16 protein-coding genes are annotated in these 25,898 nt (G+C 59.0%); 10 read left to right on the top strand and 6 right to left on the bottom strand.

Annotated features, from left to right (window positions below; genetic code table 11):
* Position 1: 1 nt before the first annotated feature.
* A complete protein-coding gene (locus AB4O16_RS08695) occupies positions 2–4,645 on the bottom strand; it encodes a deaminase domain-containing protein (protein ID WP_460157531.1) in 4,644 nt (1,547 codons plus the stop codon).
* 305 nt (positions 4,646–4,950) lie between these two features.
* On the opposite strand from AB4O16_RS08695, the gene AB4O16_RS08690 reads away from it, so the two are divergent.
* On the top strand, positions 4,951–7,410 hold the full coding sequence (locus tag AB4O16_RS08690; RefSeq protein WP_160385979.1) for an EAL domain-containing protein: 2,460 nt from the start codon (positions 4,951–4,953) through the stop codon (positions 7,408–7,410).
* Positions 7,411–7,486: 76 nt separating this feature from the next.
* Positions 7,487–8,248, top strand: a complete 762-nt coding sequence (locus AB4O16_RS08685; RefSeq protein ID WP_178120537.1) for a TenA family transcriptional regulator — start codon at positions 7,487–7,489, stop codon at positions 8,246–8,248.
* A 137-nt stretch (positions 8,249–8,385) separates the two neighbouring features.
* Here AB4O16_RS08685 and AB4O16_RS08680 read toward each other — a convergent pair whose 3' ends face one another.
* The 5 genes from AB4O16_RS08680 to AB4O16_RS08660 all read right to left on the bottom strand — a co-directional run bounded on the left by AB4O16_RS08680 (position 8,386) and on the right by AB4O16_RS08660 (position 13,373).
* Positions 8,386–9,312, bottom strand: a complete 927-nt coding sequence (locus AB4O16_RS08680) for a GGDEF domain-containing protein (RefSeq protein ID WP_160385981.1) — start codon at positions 9,310–9,312, stop codon at positions 8,386–8,388.
* A 378-nt stretch (positions 9,313–9,690) separates the two neighbouring features.
* On the bottom strand, positions 9,691–10,431 hold the full coding sequence (locus AB4O16_RS08675) for a YciK family oxidoreductase (RefSeq protein WP_160385982.1): 741 nt from the start codon (positions 10,429–10,431) through the stop codon (positions 9,691–9,693).
* A 174-nt stretch (positions 10,432–10,605) separates the two neighbouring features.
* Positions 10,606–11,277 (bottom strand): N-acetylmuramic acid 6-phosphate phosphatase MupP, encoded by a 672-nt coding sequence (mupP, locus tag AB4O16_RS08670; RefSeq protein WP_460157530.1) that lies wholly within the window; start codon positions 11,275–11,277, stop codon positions 10,606–10,608.
* Positions 11,278–11,281: 4 nt separating this feature from the next.
* The gene (ubiG, locus tag AB4O16_RS08665; protein WP_160385984.1) at positions 11,282–11,980 is read right to left on the bottom strand and encodes a bifunctional 2-polyprenyl-6-hydroxyphenol methylase/3-demethylubiquinol 3-O-methyltransferase UbiG; all 699 of its coding nucleotides are present in this window, start codon (positions 11,978–11,980) and stop codon (positions 11,282–11,284) included.
* 58 nt (positions 11,981–12,038) lie between these two features.
* Positions 12,039–13,373 carry a TRZ/ATZ family hydrolase gene (locus AB4O16_RS08660; RefSeq protein WP_460157529.1) on the bottom strand — a complete coding sequence of 445 codons (1,335 nt, stop codon included), beginning with the start codon at positions 13,371–13,373 and terminating at the stop codon, positions 12,039–12,041.
* Between the two features lie 108 nt (positions 13,374–13,481).
* Here AB4O16_RS08660 and mtnA point away from each other — a divergent pair, with 108 nt between their 5' ends.
* The 8 genes from mtnA to rpsA all read left to right on the top strand — a co-directional run bounded on the left by mtnA (position 13,482) and on the right by rpsA (position 25,897).
* A complete protein-coding gene (mtnA, locus tag AB4O16_RS08655; RefSeq protein ID WP_460157528.1) occupies positions 13,482–14,558 on the top strand; it encodes an S-methyl-5-thioribose-1-phosphate isomerase in 1,077 nt (358 codons plus the stop codon).
* 416 nt (positions 14,559–14,974) lie between these two features.
* Positions 14,975–17,629, top strand: coding sequence for a DNA gyrase subunit A (gene gyrA, locus AB4O16_RS08650; protein ID WP_160385987.1), 2,655 nt, complete (start codon positions 14,975–14,977; stop codon positions 17,627–17,629).
* Positions 17,630–17,857: 228 nt separating this feature from the next.
* Positions 17,858–18,943 carry a 3-phosphoserine/phosphohydroxythreonine transaminase gene (serC, locus tag AB4O16_RS08645; RefSeq protein WP_160385988.1) on the top strand — a complete coding sequence of 362 codons (1,086 nt, stop codon included), beginning with the start codon at positions 17,858–17,860 and terminating at the stop codon, positions 18,941–18,943.
* Complete coding sequence (gene pheA, locus AB4O16_RS08640) at positions 18,943–20,037, top strand: prephenate dehydratase (protein WP_016770924.1); 1,095 nt, start codon at positions 18,943–18,945, stop codon at positions 20,035–20,037. Before serC ends, pheA begins: the two co-directional genes overlap by 1 nt.
* A gap of 13 nt (positions 20,038–20,050) precedes the next feature.
* Positions 20,051–21,163, top strand: coding sequence for a histidinol-phosphate transaminase (gene hisC, locus AB4O16_RS08635; RefSeq protein ID WP_460157527.1), 1,113 nt, complete (start codon positions 20,051–20,053; stop codon positions 21,161–21,163).
* Positions 21,164–21,191: 28 nt separating this feature from the next.
* Positions 21,192–23,399, top strand: coding sequence for a bifunctional prephenate dehydrogenase/3-phosphoshikimate 1-carboxyvinyltransferase (locus AB4O16_RS08630; protein ID WP_460158045.1), 2,208 nt, complete (start codon positions 21,192–21,194; stop codon positions 23,397–23,399).
* Entirely contained in the window at positions 23,396–24,085 is a 690-nt protein-coding gene (gene cmk / locus AB4O16_RS08625; protein WP_007985391.1) for a (d)CMP kinase, read from the top strand. The genes AB4O16_RS08630 and cmk overlap by 4 nt, the downstream gene beginning before the upstream one ends.
* 120 nt (positions 24,086–24,205) lie before the next feature.
* A complete protein-coding gene (gene rpsA / locus AB4O16_RS08620; protein WP_007973639.1) occupies positions 24,206–25,897 on the top strand; it encodes a 30S ribosomal protein S1 in 1,692 nt (563 codons plus the stop codon).
* Position 25,898: the final 1 nt, after the last annotated feature.

Genomic DNA, 25,898 nt, shown 5'->3' with positions numbered 1-25,898 from the left:
ATTACTTCCAGATCACGTCCAGTGCATTGGCGTTGCCGTCATGGCCGAATTGCTTCATCACGACCGAGCACGAATCGCACGGTGCCAGGGTGGTGGCGATCGTGATGGAGTCCAGGTCCTTGGGGTCCGGGTATTTGCCTCGGATGACACTGATGAGTTTGCTCTCGGTGTCCAGTGAGGTGGGGCGAGACGTGAGCGCAGGGGTGTAGGTTTCAATGTTTTCGATGGTGTGCGGGATCGCCTGCAACTTGCCCTGGGGCGATACTTCCAGTGCAGTTTTTGGGAAACGCACTTGATGATCGATGTTGAAGTAGGTGGTGCTGCCGACTTTGACCTGATTCGTATGCCTGTTCCTGGAAAATAATGGCAAGAAGCCGGTATCACCCTGGCTGCCGGAAACACTGACGTACACCTCGTGCGCCCCGGCCTTGGTCTTGATCTCCGCGAATGCAATGTTCCTGGGTCTGCGCAGGGCGCGCCCTGTTTTTTTGCTGATAAGGCGTTGCAGTTGCATCATCGTGTCATCGATTTTCAATGCCTTTGCCCCCGCCTGTGTCGATGACTCAACGGTGATGACCTTTTTATCGAACAGGTTGTTGAAAATTTCTGCGGTCGTTTCGCGCGCACTGTCGGGTGCAGCCCTGGACAGCGACCAGGTTGCAGCACCGTCGGAAGAGGACCGAATGATCATTCGTGTGGAGTGATCGAATAAAGCCGCTTCGCCCGGGCTGGTATCAACCTTGAGCCATTTGAGTGTTTCGGGCGGATTGGCGTGGCCGCCGATCGGGATCGCAATCTCATCCATAGCTTTCAATGCCCGCTCTACCGCCACATGACCATGGATTCTGACCATGTTGTTGGCATTCAGGGAGCCGGTGTACACCACCAGTAACTCGTTTTTCAGTTCGTCGGGAAGGGTGTCGGCTTTCTTGAGCATCAGGATGTCATGCACGCTATGTCCAGGTGCGCGCTCGGCGAAGTAAAAGTCCCCGGCGTTCAGCCGCGTGAACACGTAGTGTTTTGAGCTGTCCGCCGCTTCAACAATGATGCTGCCGACGTGGAAGTTATCGACGAGTTCTTCTCCCGGAACGCGGACACTGACCATGACCCGCCCATAAATACCTTTTTGAAATTCCATTGTGCCCTGAAGGGTCGAGTGGGGGCGGATCGCGCTCACTTGCAGTGCAGCTCTGTTGGTAGCCGGGACGTAGGTAATATCCCCGAACCAGGGCGCCCAGCCCTTGGCAGTATCAAAACTGCCGATGTCGGGTGTGGGGGCAGGGTCGCGAAGGACATAGCTGGTTTTACACAGTGCGGCCCCGGGCATGCGACGGATTCTGCAAGGGGCCGACTTGTAGCTGTCCTTCAGGTCCATCAGGTCAGCGCGGCGTAACACATCGTCCTGCAGTCGATAAGGCTGGTCGTCAATGAAGAGCGTCGTCCGGCCATCGACTTCGAGCACTTCGCGCACTCTGCTTTTGTCAGCCAACTCGACGATGACATTGTCTTGGGTTTTTTCCAGGGGGCTGTAGTGGGATCGCCCCAATGACAGCTCACTCGACCGACTGGCCAGCAAGGGGCCATAGGGCCTGGAGGACAATGGGTCGACCAGATAATGCCGGGCGTTGCCTGAGGACGACAGGTTGCGTATGGCTACATCGTCCACGCCTCTCAGGGACGCTAACTGGTCGCCGTTTACCAGAGGCTTCCAGCGGCCCGCACCCGTGACCTGCGGCAGGCTGCGGGAGAAATGATAGTGACCCGCTCTGCCTGCCAGTTCCCTGGCGCGGAAAATACCCGATCTGCCGATTTTCAGGCCTTTTGATGCCAGTGCCTTGAGCAACGATCCGATGCCATCAAGCGGATTCAGTGCCAGCAAGCTCAAAACCAAAAACTCTTTGGTCAGAGACGTAAATGCCGGAAGCCTGGCGCGTAAGGTGAGTTGGCCGGCGTTGCTGATCAGTTTTGTCGAGCCCGAAGCAAACTTGCCGATCGGTTGTACGAATGACAACAGGTCGATGAACACTCCGAACACGCCATTGATAAGGCGCGTCTTTTCGCCTGAAGCCAAATCTTCGATACTTTTCCAGAACGGCACGAAGATTTTGATAACTTCGAGGATTTTATCTTTCCTGGCTTTTTCGCGTTCAAACGCGGTCTGCCCGGCACATTCCTTGTAGAGCTGTTGGGGGTCTATAAACGGCAACAGGCTGGCAATGAGCTCACTGATTGCCAGGCAACGGGGTGAGGAAAGTGTCAGTGGAGCACTGTTTGCTGCCTGCTCACTGTTGGAGGGTGCGGTGAACGTATCACCCAGTTGTTCGATGATTGCCTCACAGGCCGCTCCTGCTTTGGGTGCGCTCCCGGTCGAATGAGCCTCCCAGTCAAAGGGCAATGTCTGGTTGCGCACCACCGAAACTGAAACGGTCCCTTTGGGCGTCCGCCACTGCTCGATTTTTTTGCTACCGCCGAATTGCTCAGTGTCGGGGTTTTCCACGCGGCGTATTACGCCTGCTCGGGGTAGCAGTTCGTAAGTCCTCGTTTCATTGGCGTAGGTCGCCTGCAAAATCAAGCCATTGCGGGCTCGTAACGGCAGGAGTATTTCAGGCGTTTCGTTTTGGGCTTCTATGCCGCTGGTTTGCTTTCTCAGACTATGGATTTTGAGTTCACCCCATTCAATGGCCTGGCGATCATCGAATGGGAGTGACGCCAGCTGACTGCGAATCAGCGTTTTGTAAGCGGTGGTCTGGCGTTCAAGGTAATCCTGGAAGCGGAGATAGAACATCGATTTGACGTTTGGCAGGGTGCCATATACTGCCGGTATCCCTGGTGCTTTCCAATAAAAGGGCGACGTTACCCTCCGGTCACTGTCGATACTGAAATAATATTGACTGACGGCGCCATCAGTCCGCGTGTAATACCACCGTGTCTGTTCATCGAATTCATTCGAAGCGAGAATGTCGATGAGCGAATAGTGGTCGTACTCCCTGCCGGGGAGGGTCGGAACGCTATTCCATCGGATGCTCTCGCGTTCTTTCCTCGCCAGCTTCCTGTTTTCAGCGACAAAGCGATGTCCAAAGAACTCTTGCGCTACGGTTTTCGCCATCGATAGCCGGTTGGGCGGGGTTTCGTTGATTCGGGTGATGGCAGTGCCGAGCGCTTTGGTGTGTTTGTCCAGCTCAGATAGCGCCAGCTCGATCTCGGGCTCAGTGTGATCCTCATGACGTTTAGACGGGACAATGCCTTGGGTCACTGCCCAGTCCAGTGTCGGCAGCAGCCTTGCCAGGCTTATTTCTTTTAGTTGCTCGTCTGTCGCTCCCTCGACCCGATCGAGGGCCAGGTTAACCAATTGCCGAAAGGTCATTCGGCATAACGCTGCGGGGTCAGTAGCGTTTATCAGGTTCACGCCATTCAGGAAGTTCACCCAGACAAGGGAAGTCCGGTAGGGAAGGCCGGGTGGGATATCGGCGACCCGGAACTCCAGCGGAAACTGGCACAGATACAATCGAGCCATGACAATCGCTTCTTTTTCCGACGCGGCCCGTTTTGACGTGAGTAGATGGGTTTCGAATTCGTTTCGAAGGGACTGATAACTTTTGCCCCAGTGCGAACGCGCCTGCCAATCGAAACCGGCGATCTCTTCCGGGTTTCGGCTCGGTGCCTCAAACCAGGTTTGCAATGCATTGGCGATGACCTTGATACGGATGTGCTGCGATGTTTCTTCGCCAGGTGTTCCTCCATACCAGTTCAAGGTCGACAGTAAACGGGTTGCCAGTTTCCCGGCTTCAGGGGTTTGCAGGATCTTTTCAAGATAAACGGCAGGAGTGGCGCGGATTTGTTCAACGGTAGCCGACATGACAATGTCATTGGCCAGATGGGTGAATGGAGAAATGCCGGCCTCGGGTAGAAACGCTCTTATCGTTTCGATCGTTTCCGCACCGATGATCTGCTCTTGCACTTTCTGCATCGTGACACTGGAGGGATCGGATGAAACTGCCTGGAGAGTTTTAAACACTTTGCGATCTTTTTCGCTGGGAGGGCGCTTCAAGTCGACAATGTTGAAGTCGTCTTCCAGTTTCAGACGATAGCTTGAGATTTTTTCCTCAAGGGCATTGATGGCTGCCTGGTGTTCGGTCGTGTTGGTCGGGTCCCAGGGGGCTAAACCGTAAAAAGTGGCCATTCTGGGCAGGCTGACAAGGCGGTCGTAGCGGATCTGCCCACCCAGTAACTTGGCGGCCTTTTCGATGCGGGCTTTAAGTTCTGGCCATTTTTCAGATCCGGTCAATGCCAGATCCATCTTGTTCTCGTCATCGTCATTCGACGTCTCGTAGACGTAGGTTCCGTCTTTTGCAGTGACAATCAAGCGGTGAGGGGACACGTTTTTACTTTCACACAGTGCTTGGTACTCGCTGTCTTTCATCAACTCTTGCAAAGCGGTTTGAGCAACTTCATTTTCCTGATCCAGCGCAGAGTGCGTGCGGGGGGCTAGCAGTGTTTGCGCGAATCGAGAGATAGAGCCGACTTCTGCGCGCAGGGAAGACAGCAATAATTCATAGTCATCCAGTTGGTTCTGCTGGATCTGCGCAGTGGTCGGGGCTGAATTTGAAGTTTCAGTTGAACTCTCGGTTAAAGGGGGCGTTTGCATAAGCCTGCTTTTCTCTTTTCGTTGCGTCGGTTGGCCTTCGCTCGATTGAACGAGCGTTGGCGTTTTGCCACCGATTACAACGGTTCATGGCAGAGGCTGTGCGGTACATAGTTAATGCAGCGTTTTTTAACCAGCCGACTTCTGTACAAGGTCTGTGTGCGGGGCGGTACGGCGCTGGCGTTGCTTAAGGAACGCTACTCACGGAGGGCGGCAGTTCATACTTGCCGGGATCACGAACGCCCCCTAGTCTAGCTGTAGCGATTTCGTCCGGAAGACGAGCAAGCAGTGCTAATGCAAGGGACCTCATGAATCAAACGCGGACTCTCGGAACGCCACGGTTGTTGGGCATCGTCTGGCCATTTATCGCCGTTGTGTTGTTTCAAGCCTTGCTGGGCGGCGTTAGCCTTTACGTGCTGTCGGCGGTTCGCGGCTATGTAGCCGGTGAAAGCCTCTGGTCCAAGGGCCAGAAAGACGCCATCTATTACCTCAATCTCTATGCCGACAGCGGCGACGAAGGGATTTTTCACAAGTACCAGAACGCCATTTCCGTGCCTCAGGGCGGTCATGAATTGCGTGTGGCGCTGGATCAGCAACCGCCGAACATCGAAGCGGCGCGCGTGGCAATTCTCAAGGGGGGCAACCACCCCGACGACGTTTCCAGCCTGATCTGGCTGTACCTCAATTTTCGTCACTTCAGTTACCTCGAAAAAGCCATCGACCTGTGGATCGTGGGCGATGCCTATCTGGCCAAGCTCGATGACGTTGCCAGGGACATGCATCAGCACCTCTCCGCCAGCCCGGCTTCGAAAGCGGATGTACAGCGCTGGAAGGAGCAGATTTTCGCGATCAACGATGAAGTGACGCCGGCTGCGAAGGCGTTCAGCGATGCTCTGGGGGAAGGATCGCGGGTCATTCTTCGTCTGTTGCTGCTGACCAACCTTGCCACTGCGCTGGGATTGATTGCCCTGGCGCTGATGCGCACGCATAAACTGCTCAAGCAGCGCCATGCCTTCGCCGATGCGCTGCAAGTGGAGAAGGAACGGGCGCAGATCACCCTGCAGTCGATTGGCGACGGCGTGATCACCACGGATGTTTCCGGTGCGATTGCCTACATGAATCCCGCGGCCGAGGCGCTGACCCACTGGAAGGCCGAACAGGCGAGCGGCTTGCCGCTGGCGGCGCTGTTCAACTTGCTGGACGAAAACGCCCAGACCGATGAGTTCACCCTGATCGAGCATATTCTCAGCGGCCAGCTCAGTGGCGGCAGTGAGCACTCCAAGCTGATTCAGCGACTCGATGGCAGCACGGTCTCGGTCACGCTGGTGGGCGCGCCAATCCGCAACGCCGGCAAAGTCAGCGGGACAGTGCTGGTACTGCATGACATGACCCAGGAGCGGCAATACATCGCCAACCTGTCGTGGCAGGCGACCCACGATGCCCTGACCGGCCTGGCCAACCGCCGGGAATTCGAATATCGCCTGGAACAGGCGCTGCATAACCTGACCCGTCATTCGGGGCGCCATGCCCTGATGTTCCTCGACCTGGATCAGTTCAAGCTGGTCAACGATACCTGCGGCCACGCGGCGGGCGACGAGCTGTTGCGGCACATCTGTGCCTTGTTGCAATCGGGTCTGCGCGAAGGCGATACCCTGGCCCGCCTTGGCGGCGACGAGTTCGGCATCCTGCTGGAAAACTGTTCACCCGAAGCCGCGGAGAAAATTGCCGAAAGCCTGCGCCAGACTGTGCAGAATCTGCATTTTGTCTGGAAGGGCCGGCCTTTTGTAACCACCGTCAGCATCGGTTTGGTCCATGTCGCGCAGAACCCGACGACGCTCGAAGCCTCGCTGCGCACGGCCGACATGGCCTGCTACATGGCCAAGGAAAAGGGTCGTAACCGGGTGCAGGTCTATCATCCGGATGACTCGGAGTTGTCCCTGCGCTTTGGCGAAATGGCCTGGGTGCAGCGTTTGCACATGGCGTTGGAGGAAGACCGCTTTTGCCTGTACGCCCAGGAAATAGCCCCCTTGGGTCATGTCGACGAGGATGGCGGGCACATTGAAATTCTGCTGCGATTGCACGATGAAGCCGGGCGGATGATCTTGCCCGACAGTTTCATTCCGGCTGCCGAGCGTTATGGCCTGATGAGTTCGCTTGATCGTTGGGTGGTGCAGAACGTGTTCAAGGTCATTGCCCAGTGCCGGGCCGAGCAGGGCCGGGGGCCGCTGGCGATGTGTGCGATAAATCTGTCAGGCACGACCATCGGCGATGAAGCGTTTCTGGATTTCCTGCGCGAACAATTTGTGAAGTATTCGATTCCGCCTGAAATGATTTGTTTTGAAATTACTGAGACCAGTGCTATTTCAAATCTTCGCAGCGCTATTCGATTCATCAATGAACTCAAAGGCTTAGGATGCCATTTTTCACTTGACGACTTTTGTGCCGGAATGTCCTCGTTCGCGTACCTGAAACATTTGCCTGTAGACTTCCTGAAGATCGACGGGAGTTTCGTAAAGGATATGCTGGACGACCCGATTAACCGCGCCATGGTCGAAGTGATCAATCACATCGGCCATGTCATGGGTAAGCGCACGATTGCCGAGTTTGTCGAAACGCCCCAGATCGAGCAGGCATTGCTGGAGATCGGGGTGGATTACGCTCAAGGGTATGTGATTGAACGCCCGCATCTGTTTACCTGCGATAGCTTGCTCAGTCGTCCCGCCAGGCCCCGACCGCTGTTGTTCAAGGCGCCTGGCACGTTCCGTTGAGATTCCTGCCGGTCTTACAATCACAATCAAAAGGAGCTCGACAGTGATCGATACATTCAACAGAACCGGACCGCTCATGGAAGCTGCAAGTTACCCTGCCTGGGCCCAGCGCCTGATCCAGGATTGCAGCGAGAGCAAGCGCCGGGTTGTCGAACACGAACTGTACCAACGCATGCGAGACAACAAGCTCAGTGCGAAGACCATGCGCCAGTACCTGATCGGTGGCTGGCCGGTGGTCGAACAGTTCGCGTTGTACATGGCACAAAACCTGACCAAGACCCGCTTTGCCCGCCACCCCGGCGAAGACATGGCCCGTCGCTGGCTGATGCGCAACATTCGCGTCGAATTGAACCACGCCGATTACTGGGTGCACTGGAGCCGCGCGCACGGTGTCAGCCTGGAAGATCTGCAGGCGCAGCAGGTGGCACCGGAGCTTCACGCCTTGAGCCATTGGTGCTGGCATACCAGTTCGGCCGACTCGCTGATCGTTGCGATCGCCGCCACCAATTACGCCATCGAAGGCGCGACCGGCGAGTGGTCTGCGGTCGTTTGTTCCAACGGCATCTATGCCGCCTCGTTCCCCGAGGAAGAGCGCAAACGGGCGATGAAGTGGCTGAAGATGCATGCCCAGTATGACGATGCCCATCCCTGGGAAGCCCTGGAAATCATCTGCACATTGGCGGGCACCAACCCGAGCAAATCCCTGCAGGTGGAGTTGCGCCAGGCTGTGTGCAAGAGCTACGACTACATGTACCTGTTTCTCGAGCGTTGCATGCAATTGGAGCACGCCGAGCGGGCGCCGGTCGTTCGTGAGCGGATGGCATTGGCCGAAAGCTGATCCAGTCGCTGTTTGAAAAACAACTGTGGGAGCGAGCCTGCTCGCGAATACGGACTGTCAGTCAACATCATCGTTGAAAGTCAGATCCCTTTCGCGAGCAGGCTCGCTCCCACATTGTTTGTGTCGCGGTTAAGAACTTAGCCCGCCATCTCCAGCCGGTTACGACCTTCGCGCTTGGCCACATACAGCGCGCTGTCTGCCCGGCGCAACAGGCTGTCGGCAGATTCGCCCGGCAACAGGGTCGAACAGCCGAGGCTGACCGTCAGCAGGATCGTATGGTCATCGGCCGGGTACTCTTCGGATTGCGCTGCAAACCGCAGCCGCTCACCGACCATGGCCGCGGCTTCGCGGCTGGTGTTGGACAGCAGGATCAGGAACTCTTCGCCGCCATAGCGGAACACCATGTCGACATTGCGCAGCTGGTTCTTGATCGAGGCGGCAACCGCCTTGAGTACGTCATCGCCAGTGCTGTGGCCATGGGTGTCATTGACTTGCTTGAAATGATCGATGTCCAGCATCAGCACCGACAGCGGTTGCAGATGGCGCCGGGACAGCTCGATTTCCCTTTGCAGCGTCTGGTCCATGGCGATGCGGTTGCCGGTGCCCGTCAACGGGTCGCGCAGTGCGCTTTGGGTGGCGTTACGGTAAAGCAGCGCGTTGCGCATCGGGAACAGCAACGCGGCCAGCAATGATTCGAGATTGCCCTGTTCCTGTTCGCTGAACCGCTGATTGCGGCGGAAGATCAGCTCACCCAGGTGTTCGCCTTCGTGGCTGAGGCTGTAGCTGATGGAATGGTGGCCGCGCTGGCCGAACTCAAGGCGCAGATCACTGCTCTTGTGCAGGTAGCACAAGGCGTCCAGCGGCACCAATCGTTGAATCTCGCGATAGAACGTTCCAAGAATGCGTTGCGGTTCCAGACTGGTTTGCAGCTGCAGGCTCAGTTGCTGGCGCAATTGCGCAAGGCCCAGAGGCCTTTCCAGAAGAGGCGGCTGCTGACCAAAGCCCAGGCGTTGCAATTTGGCGCTGTCGAAGTCAATTGCGTTGGTCTGGGAAGGTGGTTTCATTAGGCGTGCGCCCCTAAGCAGTAAGGCTTGTCTTACAAGCAGGGTGAGAGCGGCTTAGGGCTGCGCGTCGTACTGATCCGTCAGTCCCGTAGGACATTTCGTACAAGTCTAATCTGCTTTATGGAAGATGAGTAATCTCTGCCACTCAAGCTTCGCCCCGTCTGCATTCACGTTGCTTGTCTGAGCAAACTTAGAGCGAAAGTCGTGCCATTCGGTTCATCCGAATAAATTGTTTATTAAATCAATAGGTTGTCGTTGGTTGGCAACCTGTCGAGCGTTGCCAGTGACGTTCGATTGACGGGTTGCTGCCTGAAGTCGAGACCTTTCGAGTGCCGCGCCGGGAACCCGGCGCGGCAGCAAAAAAGCGACGTACGGTCGTTATTGGGCGTCAAACGCCTGACCATTGATACCGGTGCTGTCCGGGCCCATCAGGTAGAGGTAGACCGGCATGATCTCCTCCGGCGTCGGGTTGTTCAGCGGGTTTTCACCTGGATAAGCCTGGGCGCGCATGCTGGTGCGGGTAGCGCCAGGGTTGATGCTGTTGGAGCGTACCGGGGCCACGGTATCGACTTCGTCAGCCAGGGTTTGCATCAGGCCTTCGGTGGCGAATTTGGAGACGCCGTAAGCGCCCCAGTACGCGCGCCCCTTGCGGCCGACGCTGCTGGACGTGAACACCACCGAGGCATCCTGCGACAGTTTGAGCAGCGGCAGCAGGGTGCTGGTCAACATGAACATGGCATTGACGTTGACTTGCATGACCCGCATGAAGTTTTCGCCGGAAAGCTGCTCGATCGGTGTGCGCGGGCCGATGATCGAGGCGTTGTGCAGCAGGCCGTCGAGATGCCCGAATTCGGTTTCGATCATCGCCGCCAGCTCATCGTATTGATGGGGCAGGGCGGTTTCGAGATTGAACGGGATCACCGCCGGTTGTGGATGGCCCGCAGCTTCGATTTCGTCGTAGACCTGGCTCAGGTTGGCTTCGGTCTTGCCCAGCAGCAGCACGGTTGCGCCGTGGGCTGCGTAGGTTTTTGCGGCAGCGGCGCCGATGCCGCGTCCTGCGCCGGTGACCAGAATGACCCGATCCTTGAGCAGTTCGGGGCGGGCGGAATAATCAAACATAAAAAACCTCACAAACAGAAGACAGATCGCGGCGCGGCCATTCGCGGGCAAGCCCGCTCCCACAAGGATCGAGGGTGTACATGAATGTTGTATCACCAGCCGAAACCTGTGGGAGCGGGCTTGCCCGCGAAGGCGTCAGCACCGACACCCAAATTCAGAATTCAATGCCGTGCCTCAGCAGCTGCAAAGCGCGCTATCGAGCACCTTGCGCAACTCCAGCGGATGATCGACCACCACATCCGCACCCCAGTGCCGCGGGTTGTCATCCGGGTGGATGTAGCCGAAGGTCACCGCGGCAGTCTTGGTGCCGGCATCACGTCCCGATTCGATGTCGCGCAGGTCATCGCCGACGAACAGCACGCTGGCCGGGTCGAGGTCGAGCATCTTGCAGGCCAGGATCAGCGGCTCCGGATCCGGTTTGCTGTTTTTCACGTGGTCCGGGCAGATCAGCAACGCCGAACGCTCGGCCAGCCCCAGCTGTTGCATGATTGGCTCGGCGAAGCGCAGCGGCTTGTTGGTCACAACACCCCAGACCAGGTTGGCTTTCTCGATGTCGGCGAGCAGTTCAGCCATGCCGTCGAACAGCTTGCTGTGCACCGCGCAGCCCACGAGGTAGCGCTCCAGGAACTCCAGGCGCAGCTCCTCGAAGCCCGGCGACTCCGGGTCCATCGAGAACGTCACGGCAACCATTGCCCGGGCGCCGCCGGAGATCTCATCGCGGATGTGCTTGTCGTTCATCGGTGGCAAACCGCGGTCGGCACGCATCGCCTGACAGATCGCGATGAAGTCCGGCGCGGTGTCGAGCAGGGTGCCGTCCATGTCGAAAAGAACTGCTCTGATAGGCATCGGCTTACTCCTCGCGCAGGGTCTGGATCATGTAGTTGACGTCCACGTCGGAGGCCAGTTTGTAGTGCTTGGTCAGCGGGTTGTAGGTCAGGCCGATGATGTCTTTGACGGTCAGGCCGGCCATGCGGCTCCAGGCGCCGAGTTCGGAAGGGCGGATGAATTTCTTGAAGTCGTGGGTGCCGCGCGGCAGCAGCTTCATGATGTATTCGGCGCCGACGATGGCGAACAGGTACGCCTTGGGATTGCGGTTGATGGTGGAGAGGAACACCTGGCCGCCGGGCTTGACCATGCGGAAGCAGGCGCGGATGACCGACGACGGGTCCGGCACGTGCTCGAGCATCTCGAGGCAGGTGACCACGTCGAACTGCTCGGGCATTTCCTCGGCCAGGGCTTCGGCGGTGATCTGCCGGTATTCGACGTTGACGCCCGACTCCAGCTGATGCAACTGGGCAACCGCCAGCGGCGCTTCGCCCATGTCGATACCCATGACGGTCGCGCCGCGCTGGGCCATGGCTTCGCTGAGGATGCCGCCGCCGCAACCGACGTCGAGGACCTTTTTGCCGGCCAGATTGACACGTTCGTCAATCCAGTTGACCCGCAGCGGGTTGATGTCGTGCAGCGGTTTGAATTCGCTTTCGCGGTCCCACCAGCGATGGGCCAGGGCCTCGAATTTGGCGATTTCGGCGTAGTCGACGTTGCTCATGGTTTAAGTCCTCTAAAACTTGAAAAATCCTGTTGCCCCGGGTTGCGGTCCGGGGGGCTTACGATTCGGTACGTCCACTGATGCGCTGACCCCAGGCCTTGGCGACAGTGGCAAGCTGCTGTTCATCAAGACGTGTCAGGCGACGGTCGTCGAGCAATTGCTTGCCCGCGACCCAAAGGTGTTTCACGCAGTCGCGACCGGTGGCATATATAAGTTGCGAAACCGGGTCGTAGACCGGTTGCTGGGCCAGGCCGGAGAGGTCGAAAGCCACCATGTCCGCGGCCTTGCCGATTTCCAGCGAGCCGGTTTCAGCCTCGATGCCCAGTGCCCGGGCACCGTTGAGGGTGGCCATGCGCAAGGCGCGATGGGCATCCAGCGCGGTGGCCGAACCGGCGACAGCCTTGGCCAGCAGGGCTGCGGTGCGGGTTTCACCGAGCAGGTCGAGATCGTTGTTGCTGGCCGCGCCATCGGTACCGACCGCGACATTGACCCCGGCCTGCCACAAACGCTCGACCGGGCAGAATCCGCTGGCCAGCTTCAGGTTCGACTCCGGGCAATGAATCACATTGCTGTTGCTTTCTACCAGCAGGGCCAGGTCTTCTTCGCTGATCTGGGTCATGTGAACCGCCTGGAAGCGCGGCCCCAGCAAGCCCAGGCGCGCCAGGCGGGCCAGCGGGCGCTCGCCGCGCTGTTCGAGCGATTGCTGCACTTCGAAGGCGGTTTCATGCACATGCATGTGGATCGAGGCGTCCAGCTCCTCGGCGATCACCCGGATTTTTTCCAGGTTTTCGTCGCCCACGGTGTAGGGTGCATGGGGGCCGAAGGTGATTTTGATACGCTCGTGGTGCTTGAGATCGCCAAACAGTTCAACGCCCTGACGAATGGCGTCGTCCGCCGTGGCGGCTCCCGGGATAGGGAAGTCGAGGATCGGAATCGCGATCTGCGCGCGAATGCCGCTGTTGTGCACGCGCTCGCTGGCAACCTTCGGGAAGAAGTACATGTCAGAAAAACAGGTGATACCGCCCTTGATTTGCTCGGCGATCGCAAGGTCGGTGCCGTCGCGCACGAAGTCCTCGTCGACCCACTTGGCTTCGGCGGGCCAGATGTGATTTTCCAGCCAGGTCATCAATGGCAGGTCGTCTGCCAGGCCGCGGAACAGTGTCATCGCCGCGTGCCCGTGGGCATTGATGAGACCGGGGCTGAGCAGCATGTCGGGCAATTCGCGGGTTTCGATTGCGTTAAGCTTCAGCGCGGCGGAACGTGGGCCGATAAAGACGATGCGTCCATCCCGGATGCCCACGCCATGTTCCTTGAGGACAACACCGGCGGGTTCGACGGGTACCAGCCAGGTCGGCAGCAATAACAGGTCGAGCGCAGCGGCAGTGTTCGGCATCGCGGGTGGGTTCCAGTGCTTTTGTAAAGGATGGCGAAGTATACCCGAGCGTCTTCGCGGGGGGATCGCTATAATCGGCGGCTTTTGTACATGAGTGCGGGGTGTGGGATGCGCGATCGACTGTTGGCTGCGGAGAAGGTGAAGGCCATCGATTGGCGTGATGGCGCTCTCCATCTGCTGGATCAGCGTGTTTTGCCGTTCGAGGAAACCTGGATCGCCTATACCAGCGCCGCTGGCGTGGCCGAGGCGATTCGCTCGATGGTGGTGCGTGGCGCGCCGGCCATCGGCATCAGCGCCGCTTATGGCATCGTGCTCGCGGCCCGCACGCGGATTGCCGAAGGTGGCGACTGGTACGCGGCGCTGGAAGAGGATTTCATGCAGTTGGCCGATTCCCGTCCTACTGCAGTCAACCTGTTCTGGGCGTTGGGTCGCATGCACGACCGGCTTGATCGGTTGAAAGAAAATGCCGATCCGCTGGCGGTACTGGAGGCGGAGGCCATCGCCATTCATGAAAGTGATCGCGAAGCCAACCTGACCATGGCGCAACTGGGTGTCGACCTGATCCGCAAGCATCAGGGCAACGCTCAGGCGATCCTGACCCACTGCAACACCGGCGCGCTGGCCACGGGCGGCTTCGGCACGGCGCTGGGCGTGATTCGTGGTGCATTCATCGAAGGCATGGTCGAGCAGGTCTATGTCGATGAAACCCGCCCGTGGCTGCAAGGCTCGCGGCTGACCGCGTGGGAACTGGCCAACGAGGGCATTCCCGTGACCCTCAACGTCGATTCCGCTGCCGCGCATATCATGAAGACCAAGGGCCCTACCTGGGTCATCGTCGGCGCTGACCGGATCACCGCCAACGGCGACGTGGCCAACAAGATCGGCACCTATCAACTGGCCGTCAACGCCATGCACCATGGTGTGCGCTTCATGGTGGTGGCGCCGAGTTCGACCATCGACATGAACCTGGCCAGCGGCGATGACATCCCGATCGAAGAGCGCGATGGTCGCGAGTTGCTGGAGGTCGGCGGCAAGCGCGTCGGGGCTGACGTCCATGCCTTCAACCCGGTGTTCGACGTGACGCCGGCGGACCTGATCGATGCGATCGTCACCGAAAAAGGCATCGTCGAGCGCCCGGATACGGCGAAGATGGCGCAGTTGATGTGTCGCAAGCGTCTGCATTGATTATCTTTGGCGTCTGGTCAATCGCTTTCGCGGGCAAGCCCGCTCCCACAGTGTTTTATGGTGTTCACAAAACCTGTGGGAGGGGGCTTGCCCGCGAAGAGGCCCTTAAAGTCAACAAATCAGCCAGAATCAGCCACAAATTCTCCATTCAACACGTCTCTGAGCCTCTCTCGTCCCCTTCAAGCCTGTCATCGGTCAACTAACTACTCTCCATGCGCATCTGGGGGATAGGTGCGTGGCGGCTCTTGTGATAACATCCGGCGGTTTCCAAGGTTGCCCCGCGGGGTGACCTTTACTGCGCAGATCCATGGCATAACTCGTTGATTTGTCGTAAGCCAATGCATGGCACTTAGCCTGCGGCGGCGAGCTTCGTTGGTCCTGACGAAGTTTCACCAGAAAAAGGAATCAGGCTTCTCATGGGCGAACTGGCCAAAGAAATCCTCCCGGTCAATATCGAAGACGAGCTGAAGCAGTCCTACCTCGACTACGCGATGAGCGTAATTGTCGGGCGGGCACTGCCGGATGCGCGCGATGGCTTGAAGCCCGTGCACCGGCGTGTGCTGTTCGCGATGAGCGAGCTGGGCAACGACTTCAACAAGCCGTACAAGAAATCTGCCCGTGTTGTCGGTGACGTGATCGGTAAGTATCACCCGCACGGTGATACCGCGGTGTACGACACCATCGTTCGGATGGCGCAGCCATTCTCCCTGCGCTACCTGCTGGTAGACGGCCAGGGCAACTTCGGTTCCGTGGACGGCGACAACGCCGCGGCCATGCGATACACCGAAGTGCGCATGACCAAGCTGGCGCACGAGCTGCTGGCCGACCTGCACAAGGAAACCGTGGACTGGGTGCCGAACTACGACGGCACCGAAATGATCCCGGCGGTCATGCCGACCCGTATTCCCAACCTGCTGGTCAACGGCTCCAGCGGTATCGCCGTGGGCATGGCGACCAACATTCCGCCGCACAACCTCGGTGAAGTCATCGACGGTTGCCTGGCGCTCATCGACAATCCTGAGCTGACTGTCGACGAGCTGATGCAATACATCCCTGGTCCGGACTTCCCGACCGCCGCGATCATCAATGGTCGCGCCGGCATCATCGAAGCCTACCGTACCGGTCGCGGGCGCATTTACATGCGTGCCCGCTCGATGATCGAAGACATCGACAAGGTCGGTGGCCGTCAGCAGATCGTCATCACCGAACTCCCTTACCAGTTGAACAAGGCGCGTCTGATCGAGAAGATCGCCGAGTTGGTAAAAGAGAAGAAGCTCGAAGGCATCACCGAACTGCGCGACGAGTCCGACAAGGACGGCATGCGCGTCGTGATCGAGCTGCGTCGCGGCGAAGTGCCTGAGGTCATCCTCAACAACCTCTACGCCCAGACCCAGCTGCAAGCGGTGTTCGGTATCAACATCGTCGCGCTGATCGACGGTCGTCCACGCATCCTGAACCTCAAGGACCTGCTGGAAGCCTTCGTTCGTCACCGTCGCGAAGTCGTTACCCGTCGTACCGTGTTCGAGCTGCGTAAAGCACGCGAGCGTGGTCACATCCTTGAAGGTCAAGCGGTTGCCCTGTCGAACATCGACCCGGTCATCGCCCTGATCAAGGCGTCGCCAACCCCGTCGGAAGCCAAGGAAGCGCTGATCAGCACGCCTTGGGAGTCCTCGGCGGTGGTGGCGATGGTTGAACGAGCCGGTGCCGATTCGTGCCGTCCGGAAAACCTCGATCCGCAATACGGTCTGCGCGACGGCAAGTACTTCCTGTCGCCAGAACAGGCGCAAGCCATTCTGGAACTGCGTCTGCACCGCCTGACCGGTCTGGAACACGAAAAACTGCTGGCCGAGTATCAAGAGATCCTCAACCAGATCGGCGAGCTGATCCGTATCCTCAGCAGCGCCACGCGCCTGATGGAAGTGATCCGCGAAGAGCTGGAAGTGATCCGCGCCGAGTACGGCGACGTACGTCGCACCGAGATCCTCGATGCCCGTCTCGACCTGACCCTGGGCGACATGATCCCGGAAGAAGAGCGCGTCGTGACCATTTCCCACGGTGGCTACGCCAAGACCCAGCCGCTGGCTGCGTACCAGGCCCAGCGTCGTGGCGGTAAAGGCAAGTCGGCGACCGGCGTCAAGGATGAGGACTACATCGCTCACCTGCTGGTTGCGAACAGCCACACCACGCTGCTGCTGTTCTCCAGCAAGGGCAAGGTGTACTGGCTGAAAACCTACGAAATCCCCGAGGCGTCCCGCGCTGCCCGTGGTCGTCCGCTGGTCAACCTGCTGCCGCTGGACGACGGTGAGTACATCACCACCATGCTGCCGGTCGAGGAGTACACCGAAGGTCACTACATCTTCATGGCCACCGCCAACGGCACCGTGAAGAAGACCCCGCTGGAATCCTTCAGCCGTCAACGCAGCGTCGGCCTGATCGCGCTCGAGCTGGATGAAGGCGACGTATTGATCAGCGCGGCCATCACCGATGGCGAGCGCGAAGTCATGCTGTTCTCCGACGGCGGCAAGGTGACGCGCTTCAAGGAATCCGACGTTCGCGCTATGGGCCGTACCGCCCGCGGTGTGCGCGGCATGCGTCTGCCGGAAGGCCAGAAGCTGATTTCCATGCTGATCCCGGAAGAAGGCAGCCAGATCCTTACCGCTTCGGCGCGTGGTTATGGCAAGCGCACGGCGATCACCGAGTTCCCTGAGTACAAGCGTGGCGGTCAGGGCGTTATCGCCATGGTCAGCAACGACCGTAACGGCCGTCTGGTCGGTGCGGTCCAGGTGCTCGACGGCGAGGAGATCATGCTGATTTCCGACCAGGGCACTCTGGTGCGCACCCGTGTCGACGAAGTCTCCAGCCTGGGTCGTAACACCCAGGGCGTGACCCTGATCAAACTGGCCAACGACGAAACACTGGTCGGGCTTGAGCGGGTTCAGGAGCCGTCGGAAGTCGAGGGTGAAGAGCTGGAAGGTGAAGAAGGGGCTGAGTTCGAGGCGCACGTCGTGAGCGACGATGCTGTCGAAGACCAGCAACTCGACGCTGCCGCTGACGAAGAGCCACAAGAGTAAGTGGACAAACAGGGGGCGGATGAAAATTCGCCCCCTTGTTGTTTGTCCCTTTGAATAATTATGTCCCTCCTGTAGGAGCGAGTTCGCTCGCGATGGACGTTAACGATAACGCGGGAAGCCTGATATCCCGCGGCGTTCTCAGGTTTTTCGCGAGCAAGCTCGCTCCTACAGGATATTGATCGATTTTGCGTTATTGCGTGATACCACCAAATCAGAGCGAGATTGGATGTGAGCAAGAGAGCCTATAACTTCTGTGCCGGTCCTGCGGCGCTTCCCGAAGCTGTCCTGCAGCGCGCCCAGGGTGAACTCCTCGACTGGCACGGCAAGGGCCTGTCGGTCATGGAAATGAGCCATCGCAGTGATGAGTTCGTGTCCATCGCGACCAAGGCCGAGCAGGATCTGCGTGATCTGCTGAATATCCCCTCGAACTATAAAGTGCTGTTCCTGCAAGGTGGCGCCAGCCAGCAATTCGCGCAGATTCCTCTGAACCTGTTGCCGGAAAACGGCTCGGCCGACTATATCGACACCGGTATCTGGTCGCAGAAAGCCATCGAAGAAGCTTCGCGCTACGGCCACGTCAACGTTGCCGGCACCGCCAAGCCTTACGACTATTTCGCCATTCCCGGCCAGAACGAATGGAAGCTGTCGAAAGACGCGGCCTACGTTCACTACGCGCCGAACGAAACCATCGGCGGCCTGGAATTCCAGTGGATCCCGGAAACCGGCGACGTCCCGCTGGTGGCCGACATGTCCTCGGACATCCTCTCGCGCCCGGTGGATGTTTCGCGCTTCGGCATGATCTACGCCGGCGCCCAGAAAAACATCGGCCCGAGCGGCATTGTCGTCAACATCGTCCGCGAAGACCTGTTGGGCAAGGCCCGTTCCCTGTGCCCGACCATGCTCGACTACAAGGTCGCGGCCGATAACGGTTCGATGTACAACACCCCGCCGACCCTGGCCTGGTATCTGTCCGGCCTGGTGTTCGAGTGGCTCAAGGAGCAGGGCGGCGTCGAGGCCATCGGCAAGCTCAACGAAGTCAAGCAGCGCACGCTGTACGACTTCATCGATGCCAGCGGCCTCTACAGCAACCCGATCAACAAGTCGGACCGCTCGTGGATGAACGTGCCGTTCCGCCTGGCTGATGATCGTCTGGACAAGCCGTTCCTGGCCGGTGCCGACGAGCGTGGCCTGTTGAACCTCAAGGGTCACCGTTCCGTGGGCGGCATGCGCGCCTCCATCTATAACGCCGTCGATATCATCGCCGTCAATGCGCTGATTTCGTACATGGCAGAGTTCGAGAAGGAACACGGCTAATGTCTGAGCAAGAACTCAAGGCACTGCGCGTTCGCATTGATGCTCTGGACACCAAGGTGCTGGAGCTGATCAGTGAGCGTGCGCGCTGCGCCCAGGAAGTCGCGCGGGTAAAGATGGCCTCGCTGGCCGAAGGCGAAGTGCCGGTGTTCTATCGTCCCGAGCGTGAAGCTCAGGTGCTCAAGCGTGTCATGGAGCGCAACCAGGGGCCGCTGGGCAACGAAGAGATGGCGCGCTTGTTCCGCGAAATCATGTCGTCGTGCCTGGCGCTCGAGCAGCCGCTGAAAGTGGCTTACCTCGGCCCTGAAGGTACCTTCACCCAGGCGGCGGCCATGAAGCACTTTGGCCACGCGGTGATCAGCAAGCCGATGGCGGCGATCGACGAAGTGTTCCGTGAAGTGGCGGCCGGTGCGGTGAATTTTGGCGTGGTCCCGGTGGAAAACTCCACCGAGGGCGCGGTCAACCACACCCTCGACAGCTTCCTCGAGCACGACATGGTGATCTGTGGTGAAGTCGAGCTGCGTATCCATCATCACCTGTTGGTCGGTGAAAACACCAAGACCGACAGCATCAGCCGCATCTACTCCCACGCCCAGTCACTGGCCCAGTGCCGCAAGTGGCTGGACGCCCACTACCCGAATGTCGAGCGCGTGGCGGTGTCCAGCAACGCCGAAGCGGCCAAGCGGGTCAAGGGCGAGTGGAACTCGGCGGCGATTGCCGGCGACATGGCGGCCGGCCTGTATGGCCTGACCCGTCTGGCCGAGAAAATCGAGGACCGTCCGGACAACTCGACGCGTTTCCTCATGATCGGCAATCAGGAAGTGCCACCGACCGGCGACGACAAGACGTCGATCATCGTTTCGATGAGCAACAAGCCGGGTGCGCTTCACGAGTTGCTGGTGCCGTTCCACGACAATGGCATCGACCTGACCCGAATCGAGACGCGTCCGTCGCGCAGTGGCAAATGGACCTACGTGTTCTTCATCGACTTTGTCGGCCACCACCGTGATCCGCTGATAAAAGGTGTGCTGGAAAAGATCAGTCAGGAAGCAGTGGCACTCAAAGTGCTGGGTTCCTACCCGAAAGCAGTTCTCTAAGGGGCGGTAGCAAATGAGTGGCAATTTCCTCGCTCTGGCACAGCCGGGCGTGCAACAACTTTCGCCTTACGTTCCGGGCAAACCCGTGGACGAACTGGCGCGTGAGCTGGATCTCGATCCGGCCAGCATCGTCAAGCTGGCGAGCAACGAAAACCCGCTGGGCCCCGGCCCCAAGGCGCTGGCGGCGATCCGCGAGGCGCTGGCCGAGCTGACCCGCTATCCGGACGGCAATGGCTTTGCGCTCAAGTCTCTGCTGGCCGAACAGTGCCGTGTCGAGCTCAATCAAGTGACGCTGGGCAACGGTTCCAACGACATTCTTGAACTGGTGGCGCGTGCCTATCTGGCGCCGGGCCTGAATGCCGTGTTCAGCGAGCATGCGTTCGCGGTCTACCCGATTGCCACTCAGGCTGTCGGCGCACAGGCCAAGGTGGTTCCGGCCAAGGACTGGGGGCATGACCTGCCTGCCATGCTGGCAGCCATCGATGCCAATACCCGTGTGGTCTTCATCGCCAACCCGAACAACCCGACCGGGACCTGGTTCGATGCCGAGGCATTGGATGAATTCCTGCAGGATGTTCCGGAGCATGTACTTGTCGTGCTGGACGAGGCCTACATCGAGTACGCCGAAGGCAGTGATCTGCCGGATGGCCTGGACTTCCTGGCGGCGTATCCGAACCTGCTGGTTTCACGCACCTTCTCCAAGGCCTATGGCCTGGCGGCGCTGCGCGTGGGTTACGGATTGTCCACGCCGGTGGTCGCAGACGTGCTGAACCGCGTACGTCAGCCGTTCAACGTCAACAGCCTGGCCCTGGCCGCTGCTTGCGCGGCGTTGAAGGATGAAGAGTATCTGGCGCAAAGCCGCCAGTTGAACGAGTCCGGCATGCTGCAACTGCAAGCCGGTTTCCGTGAGTTGGGGCTGAGCTGGATTCCATCCAAAGGCAACTTCATCTGCGTCGATCTCGGTCAGGTCGCGGCCCCGGTATTCCAGGGCCTGCTGCGTGAAGGCGTGATCGTGCGCCCGGTAGCCAATTACGGCATGCCCAATCACCTGCGCATCACCATTGGCCTGCCGGCTGAGAACAACCGCTTCCTTGAAGCGTTGACCAAGGTCCTGGCTCGTGGTTGATGTCACTGCACTGCAATCTGCTGAACCTATGATCGGTCGCCTGGTGGTGGTCGGTCTGGGACTGATCGGTGGTTCGTTTGCCAAGGGCTTGCGTGAAAGCGGTCTGTGCCGCGAAGTGGTCGGGGTCGATCTTGACCCGCAATCGCGCAAGCTGGCGGTCGAGCTGGGTGTGGTGGATCGTTGTGAAGACGACCTCGCGGCTGCATGCCAGGGTGCCGACGTGATTCAGTTGGCAGTGCCGATTCTGGCCATGGAGAAAGTGCTCGCGCGTTTGGCGAGCATGGATCTGGGGCAGGCGATCCTGACGGATGTCGGCAGCGCCAAGGGCAATGTGGTGCGCGCGGCAACCGAGGCGTTCGGTGGCATGCCGGCGCGGTTCGTGCCGGGCCATCCGATTGCCGGTTCCGAGCAGAGCGGGGTGGAAGCCTCCAATGCCGAACTGTTCCGTCGCCACAAAGTGATCCTGACGCCGCTGGAGCAAACCGATCCGGCAGCCCTCGCGGTGGTCGACGGTTTGTGGCGCGAATTGGGCGCCGATGTCGAGCACATGCAGGTCGAGCGTCACGACGAAGTATTGGCGGCGACCAGTCATCTGCCGCACTTGCTGGCGTTCGGTTTGGTCGATTCGTTGGCCAAGCGCAATGAAAATCTTGAGATCTTCCGTTACGCTGCGGGCGGTTTCCGCGATTTCACAAGAATCGCCGGAAGCGACCCGGTCATGTGGCACGACATCTTCCTCGCCAACCGCGAAGCTGTCCTGCGCACACTCGATACATTTCGCAGCGATCTCGACGCCTTGCGCGACGCGGTCGATGCAGGGGATGGGCACCAATTGTTGGGCGTTTTCACGCGCGCCCGGGTTGCCCGCGAGCATTTCAGTAAAATCCTGGCCCGCAGGGCCTATGTGGACGCTATGAATTCCAACGATCTGATCTTCCTGGCTCAACCTGGTGGCCGCCTGTCCGGTCGGATTCGCGTACCGGGTGACAAATCGATTTCCCACCGTTCGATCATGCTTGGCTCCCTGGCCGAAGGCGTCACCGAAGTCGAAGGCTTCCTCGAGGGCGAAGATGCCCTGGCGACCTTGCAGGCTTTCCGTGATATGGGCGTCGTGATCGAAGGTCCGCACCACGGTCGCGTGACCATTCACGGCGTTGGCCTGCATGGCCTGAAACCGGCGCCGGGCCCGATCTATCTGGGCAACTCCGGTACTTCGATGCGCCTGCTCTCCGGCCTGCTGGCTGCGCAGAGCTTCGACAGCACCCTGACCGGCGATGCTTCTCTGTCCAAGCGCCCGATGAATCGCGTCGCCAATCCGCTGCGTGAAATGGGCGCGGTGATCGAAACCGCCGCTGAAGGTCGTCCACCGATGACCATTCGTGGTGGCCACAAGCTCAAGGGCCTGACCTATACCATGCCGATGGCCAGTGCCCAGGTGAAATCCTGCCTGCTGTTGGCCGGCCTGTATGCAGAAGGCAAGACCACGGTTACCGAGCCTGCACCGACCCGTGACCATACCGAGCGCATGCTGCGTGGCTTCGGCTACCCGGTAACGGTCAGCGGCGCGACCGCATCGGTCGAGTCCGGCAACAAGCTGACGGCGACCCACATTGAAGTGCCGGGCGATATCTCGTCTTCGGCGTTCTTCCTGGTGGCCGCTTCGATCGCCGAAGGTTCGGAGCTGGTGCTCGAGCATGTCGGCATCAACCCGACCCGTACCGGTGTGATCGACATCCTGCGCCTGATGGGCGCCGACATCAGCCTGGAAAACCAGCGTGAAGTGGGTGGCGAACCGGTAGCCGACTTGCGCGTACGCGCAGCTAAACTCAAAGGTATCGAGATTCCGGAGGAGCTGGTTCCACTGGCCATCGACGAATTCCCGGTACTGTTCGTGGCGGCTGCCTGTGCCGAAGGGCGCACCGTGCTGACCGGCGCCGAAGAACTTCGGGTCAAGGAATCGGACCGCATCCAGGTGATGGCGGACGGTCTGCTGGCGCTGGGCGTCAAGTGCGAGCCGACTCCGGACGGCATCATCATCGACGGCGGCCAGATCGGCGGCGGTGAGGTGCACGGCCATGGCGACCACCGTATCGCCATGGCGTTCAGCGTTGCTTCGCTGCGCGCCAGTGCGCCAATCCGCATTCATGATTGCGCCAACGTCGCGACGTCGTTCCCGAACTTCCTCGCGCTGTGTGCGCAGGTCGGCATTCGTGTGGCGCAAGAGGCTCAGTCGTGATCAACATTGCACCGGTCATCACCATCGATGGGCCAAGCGGGTCGGGCAAGGGCACGGTAGCCGGGATTCTGGCCAAGCGCCTGGGCTGGAACCTGCTGGATTCCGGTGCGTTGTACCGATTGCTGGCCTTCGCTGCGCATAACCACGGCGTCGACCTGACCAATGAAGAGCTGCTGAAGAAACTCGCCGCTCATCTGGACGTGCAGTTCATCGCTGCGACGGACGGTCAGCTGCAGCGGATCATCCTGGAAGGTGATGAAGTCAGCGATGTCATCCGCACCGAAAGCGTCGGTTCCGGCGCCTCCCAGGTGGCTGCGCTGCCCGCTGTACGCGAGGCGCTGTTGCAACGCCAGCGTGCTTTTCAGGAAGCGCCGGGGCTGGTGGCCGATGGCCGCGACATGGGCACCGTGGTTTTTCCGGATGCACCGCTGAAGATTTTTCTGACCGCCAGTGCCGAGGAGAGGGCGCGCCGTCGATATTTGCAGTTGAAGGGAAAAGTCGAGGGTGTTAGTCTGTCGAGTCTGCTAGATGAGATACGTGCGCGCGATGAGCGTGACACCCAGCGAGCGGTAGCCCCGCTCAAACCGGCGGCTGACGCCATACAGCTGGATTCCACGGAATTGTCCATCGACCAGGTGCTGGAACGCATCATGAGCGAGATCGCCATTCGCGATATCGCCGGGTGACCAAGAAGGCCGCAGGGGACCAGTCATAGTCCTGCGGTGGCTTCTTTTAAATGAAACTAACCCACACCGTCTGGGGTGTGGAGATGGGCGTATTCTTCGCCCTCATCAACAGGAATTAAAATGAGCGAAAGCTTTGCGGAACTCTTTGAAGAAAGCCTAAAAACCCTGAACCTTCAGGCAGGCTCCATCATCACCGGTGTTATCGTTGATATCGATTACCAAGCTCGCTGGGTAACCGTTCACGCTGGCCTGAAGTCTGAAGCACTCATCCCGCTTGAGCAGTTCTACAACGACGCTGGCGAACTGAACATCAACGTCGGTGACGAAGTTCACGTTGCTCTGGACTCGGTTGAAGACGGCTTTGGTGAAACCAAGCTGTCCCGTGAAAAAGCCAAGCGCGCTGAATGCTGGATTGTTCTGGAAGCAGCCTTCGCAGCCGAAGAAGTGGTCAAGGGCGTTATCAACGGTAAGGTTAAAGGCGGCTTCACTGTCGACGTTAACGGCATCCGTGCGTTCCTGCCAGGTTCTCTGGTTGACGTCCGTCCAGTGCGCGACACCACGCACCTGGAAGGCAAAGAGCTGGAATTCAAGGTCATCAAGCTGGACCAGAAGCGCAACAACGTTGTCGTTTCCCGTCGCAGCGTCCTGGAAGCCGAGAACTCCGCCGAGCGCGAAGCTCTGCTGGAATCCTTGCAGGAAGGCCAACAAGTCAAAGGTATCGTCAAGAACCTCACCGATTACGGCGCATTCGTCGATCTGGGTGGCGTCGATGGCCTGCTGCACATTACCGACATGGCTTGGAAGCGTATCAAGCATCCTTCCGAAATCGTCAACGTTGGCGACGAGATCGATGTCAAGGTTCTGAAGTACGATCGCGAGCGCAATCGTGTTTCCCTGGGCCTGAAGCAACTGGGCGAAGATCCATGGGTTGCTATCAAAGCCCGTTACCCAGAAAGCACTCGCGTTACCGCTCGTGTAACCAACCTGACCGACTACGGCTGCTTCGCTGAGCTGGAAGAAGGCGTTGAAGGTCTGGTACACGTTTCCGAAATGGACTGGACCAACAAGAACATCCACCCTTCGAAAGTCGTACAAGTCGGCGACGAAGTGGAAGTCATGGTTCTGGACATCGACGAAGAGCGTCGTCGTATCTCCCTGGGCATCAAGCAGTGCAAATCTAACCCATGGGAAGATTTCTCTGGCCAGTTCAACAAGGGCGATAAAATCTCCGGCACCATCAAGTCGATCACCGATTTCGGTATCTTCATTGGTCTGGACGGCGGCATCGACGGTCTGGTTCACCTGTCCGACATCTCCTGGAACGAAGTGGGCGAAGAAGCCGTACGCCGTTTCAAGAAGGGCGACGAGCTGGACACCGTTATCCTGTCGGTTGACCCAGAGCGCGAGCGCATCTCCCTGGGTATCAAGCAACTGGAAAGCGATCCGTTCTCCGAGTACGTTCAAGAGAACGACAAAGGCGCAATCGTTAAGGGCATCGTGAAAGAAGTTGACGCTAAAGGCGCCATCATCACTCTGGCCGACGATATCGAAGCGACTCTGAAAGCCTCCGAAATCAGCCGTGACCGCGTTGAAGACGCGCGCAACGTTCTGAAAGAAGGCGAAGAAGTAGAAGCCAAGATCATCAGCGTTGACCGCAAGAGCCGTGTAATCCAGCTCTCGATCAAGTCGAAAGACGTTGAAGACGAGAAAGAAGCAATTCAGAGCCTGCGCGACAAGCCAGTAGCTACTGATGCTCCTGTGGCCACCACTCTGGGTGACCTGCTGCGTGCACAAATGGAAAAGCAGAACTAAG

This window comes from Pseudomonas sp. S2_H10, from assembly GCF_054668285.1.
The sequence above is the reverse complement of the archived record's forward strand: the minus strand, read 5'-3'. Positions and strand labels throughout refer to the sequence as shown.

What these genes read in the sequence shown, in the direction of transcription:
- gyrA (WP_160385987.1), top strand. Translation starts at nt 14,975, where the DNA reads ATGGGCGAACTGGCCAAAGAAATCCTCCCGGTCAATATCGAAGACGAG.
- AB4O16_RS08660 (WP_460157529.1), bottom strand. Translation starts at nt 13,373, where the DNA reads ATGCCGAACACTGCCGCTGCGCTCGACCTGTTATTGCTGCCGACCTGG.
- AB4O16_RS08690 (WP_160385979.1), top strand. Translation starts at nt 4,951, where the DNA reads ATGAATCAAACGCGGACTCTCGGAACGCCACGGTTGTTGGGCATCGTC.
- rpsA (WP_007973639.1), top strand. Translation starts at nt 24,206, where the DNA reads ATGAGCGAAAGCTTTGCGGAACTCTTTGAAGAAAGCCTAAAAACCCTG.
- hisC (WP_460157527.1), top strand. Translation starts at nt 20,051, where the DNA reads ATGAGTGGCAATTTCCTCGCTCTGGCACAGCCGGGCGTGCAACAACTT.
- AB4O16_RS08695 (WP_460157531.1), bottom strand. Translation starts at nt 4,645, where the DNA reads ATGCAAACGCCCCCTTTAACCGAGAGTTCAACTGAAACTTCAAATTCA.
- pheA (WP_016770924.1), top strand. Translation starts at nt 18,943, where the DNA reads ATGTCTGAGCAAGAACTCAAGGCACTGCGCGTTCGCATTGATGCTCTG.
- AB4O16_RS08680 (WP_160385981.1), bottom strand. Translation starts at nt 9,312, where the DNA reads ATGAAACCACCTTCCCAGACCAACGCAATTGACTTCGACAGCGCCAAA.
- AB4O16_RS08675 (WP_160385982.1), bottom strand. Translation starts at nt 10,431, where the DNA reads ATGTTTGATTATTCCGCCCGCCCCGAACTGCTCAAGGATCGGGTCATT.
- mupP (WP_460157530.1), bottom strand. Translation starts at nt 11,277, where the DNA reads ATGCCTATCAGAGCAGTTCTTTTCGACATGGACGGCACCCTGCTCGAC.
- AB4O16_RS08685 (WP_178120537.1), top strand. Translation starts at nt 7,487, where the DNA reads ATGGAAGCTGCAAGTTACCCTGCCTGGGCCCAGCGCCTGATCCAGGAT.
- AB4O16_RS08630 (WP_460158045.1), top strand. Translation starts at nt 21,192, where the DNA reads ATGATCGGTCGCCTGGTGGTGGTCGGTCTGGGACTGATCGGTGGTTCG.
- ubiG (WP_160385984.1), bottom strand. Translation starts at nt 11,980, where the DNA reads ATGAGCAACGTCGACTACGCCGAAATCGCCAAATTCGAGGCCCTGGCC.
- mtnA (WP_460157528.1), top strand. Translation starts at nt 13,482, where the DNA reads ATGCGCGATCGACTGTTGGCTGCGGAGAAGGTGAAGGCCATCGATTGG.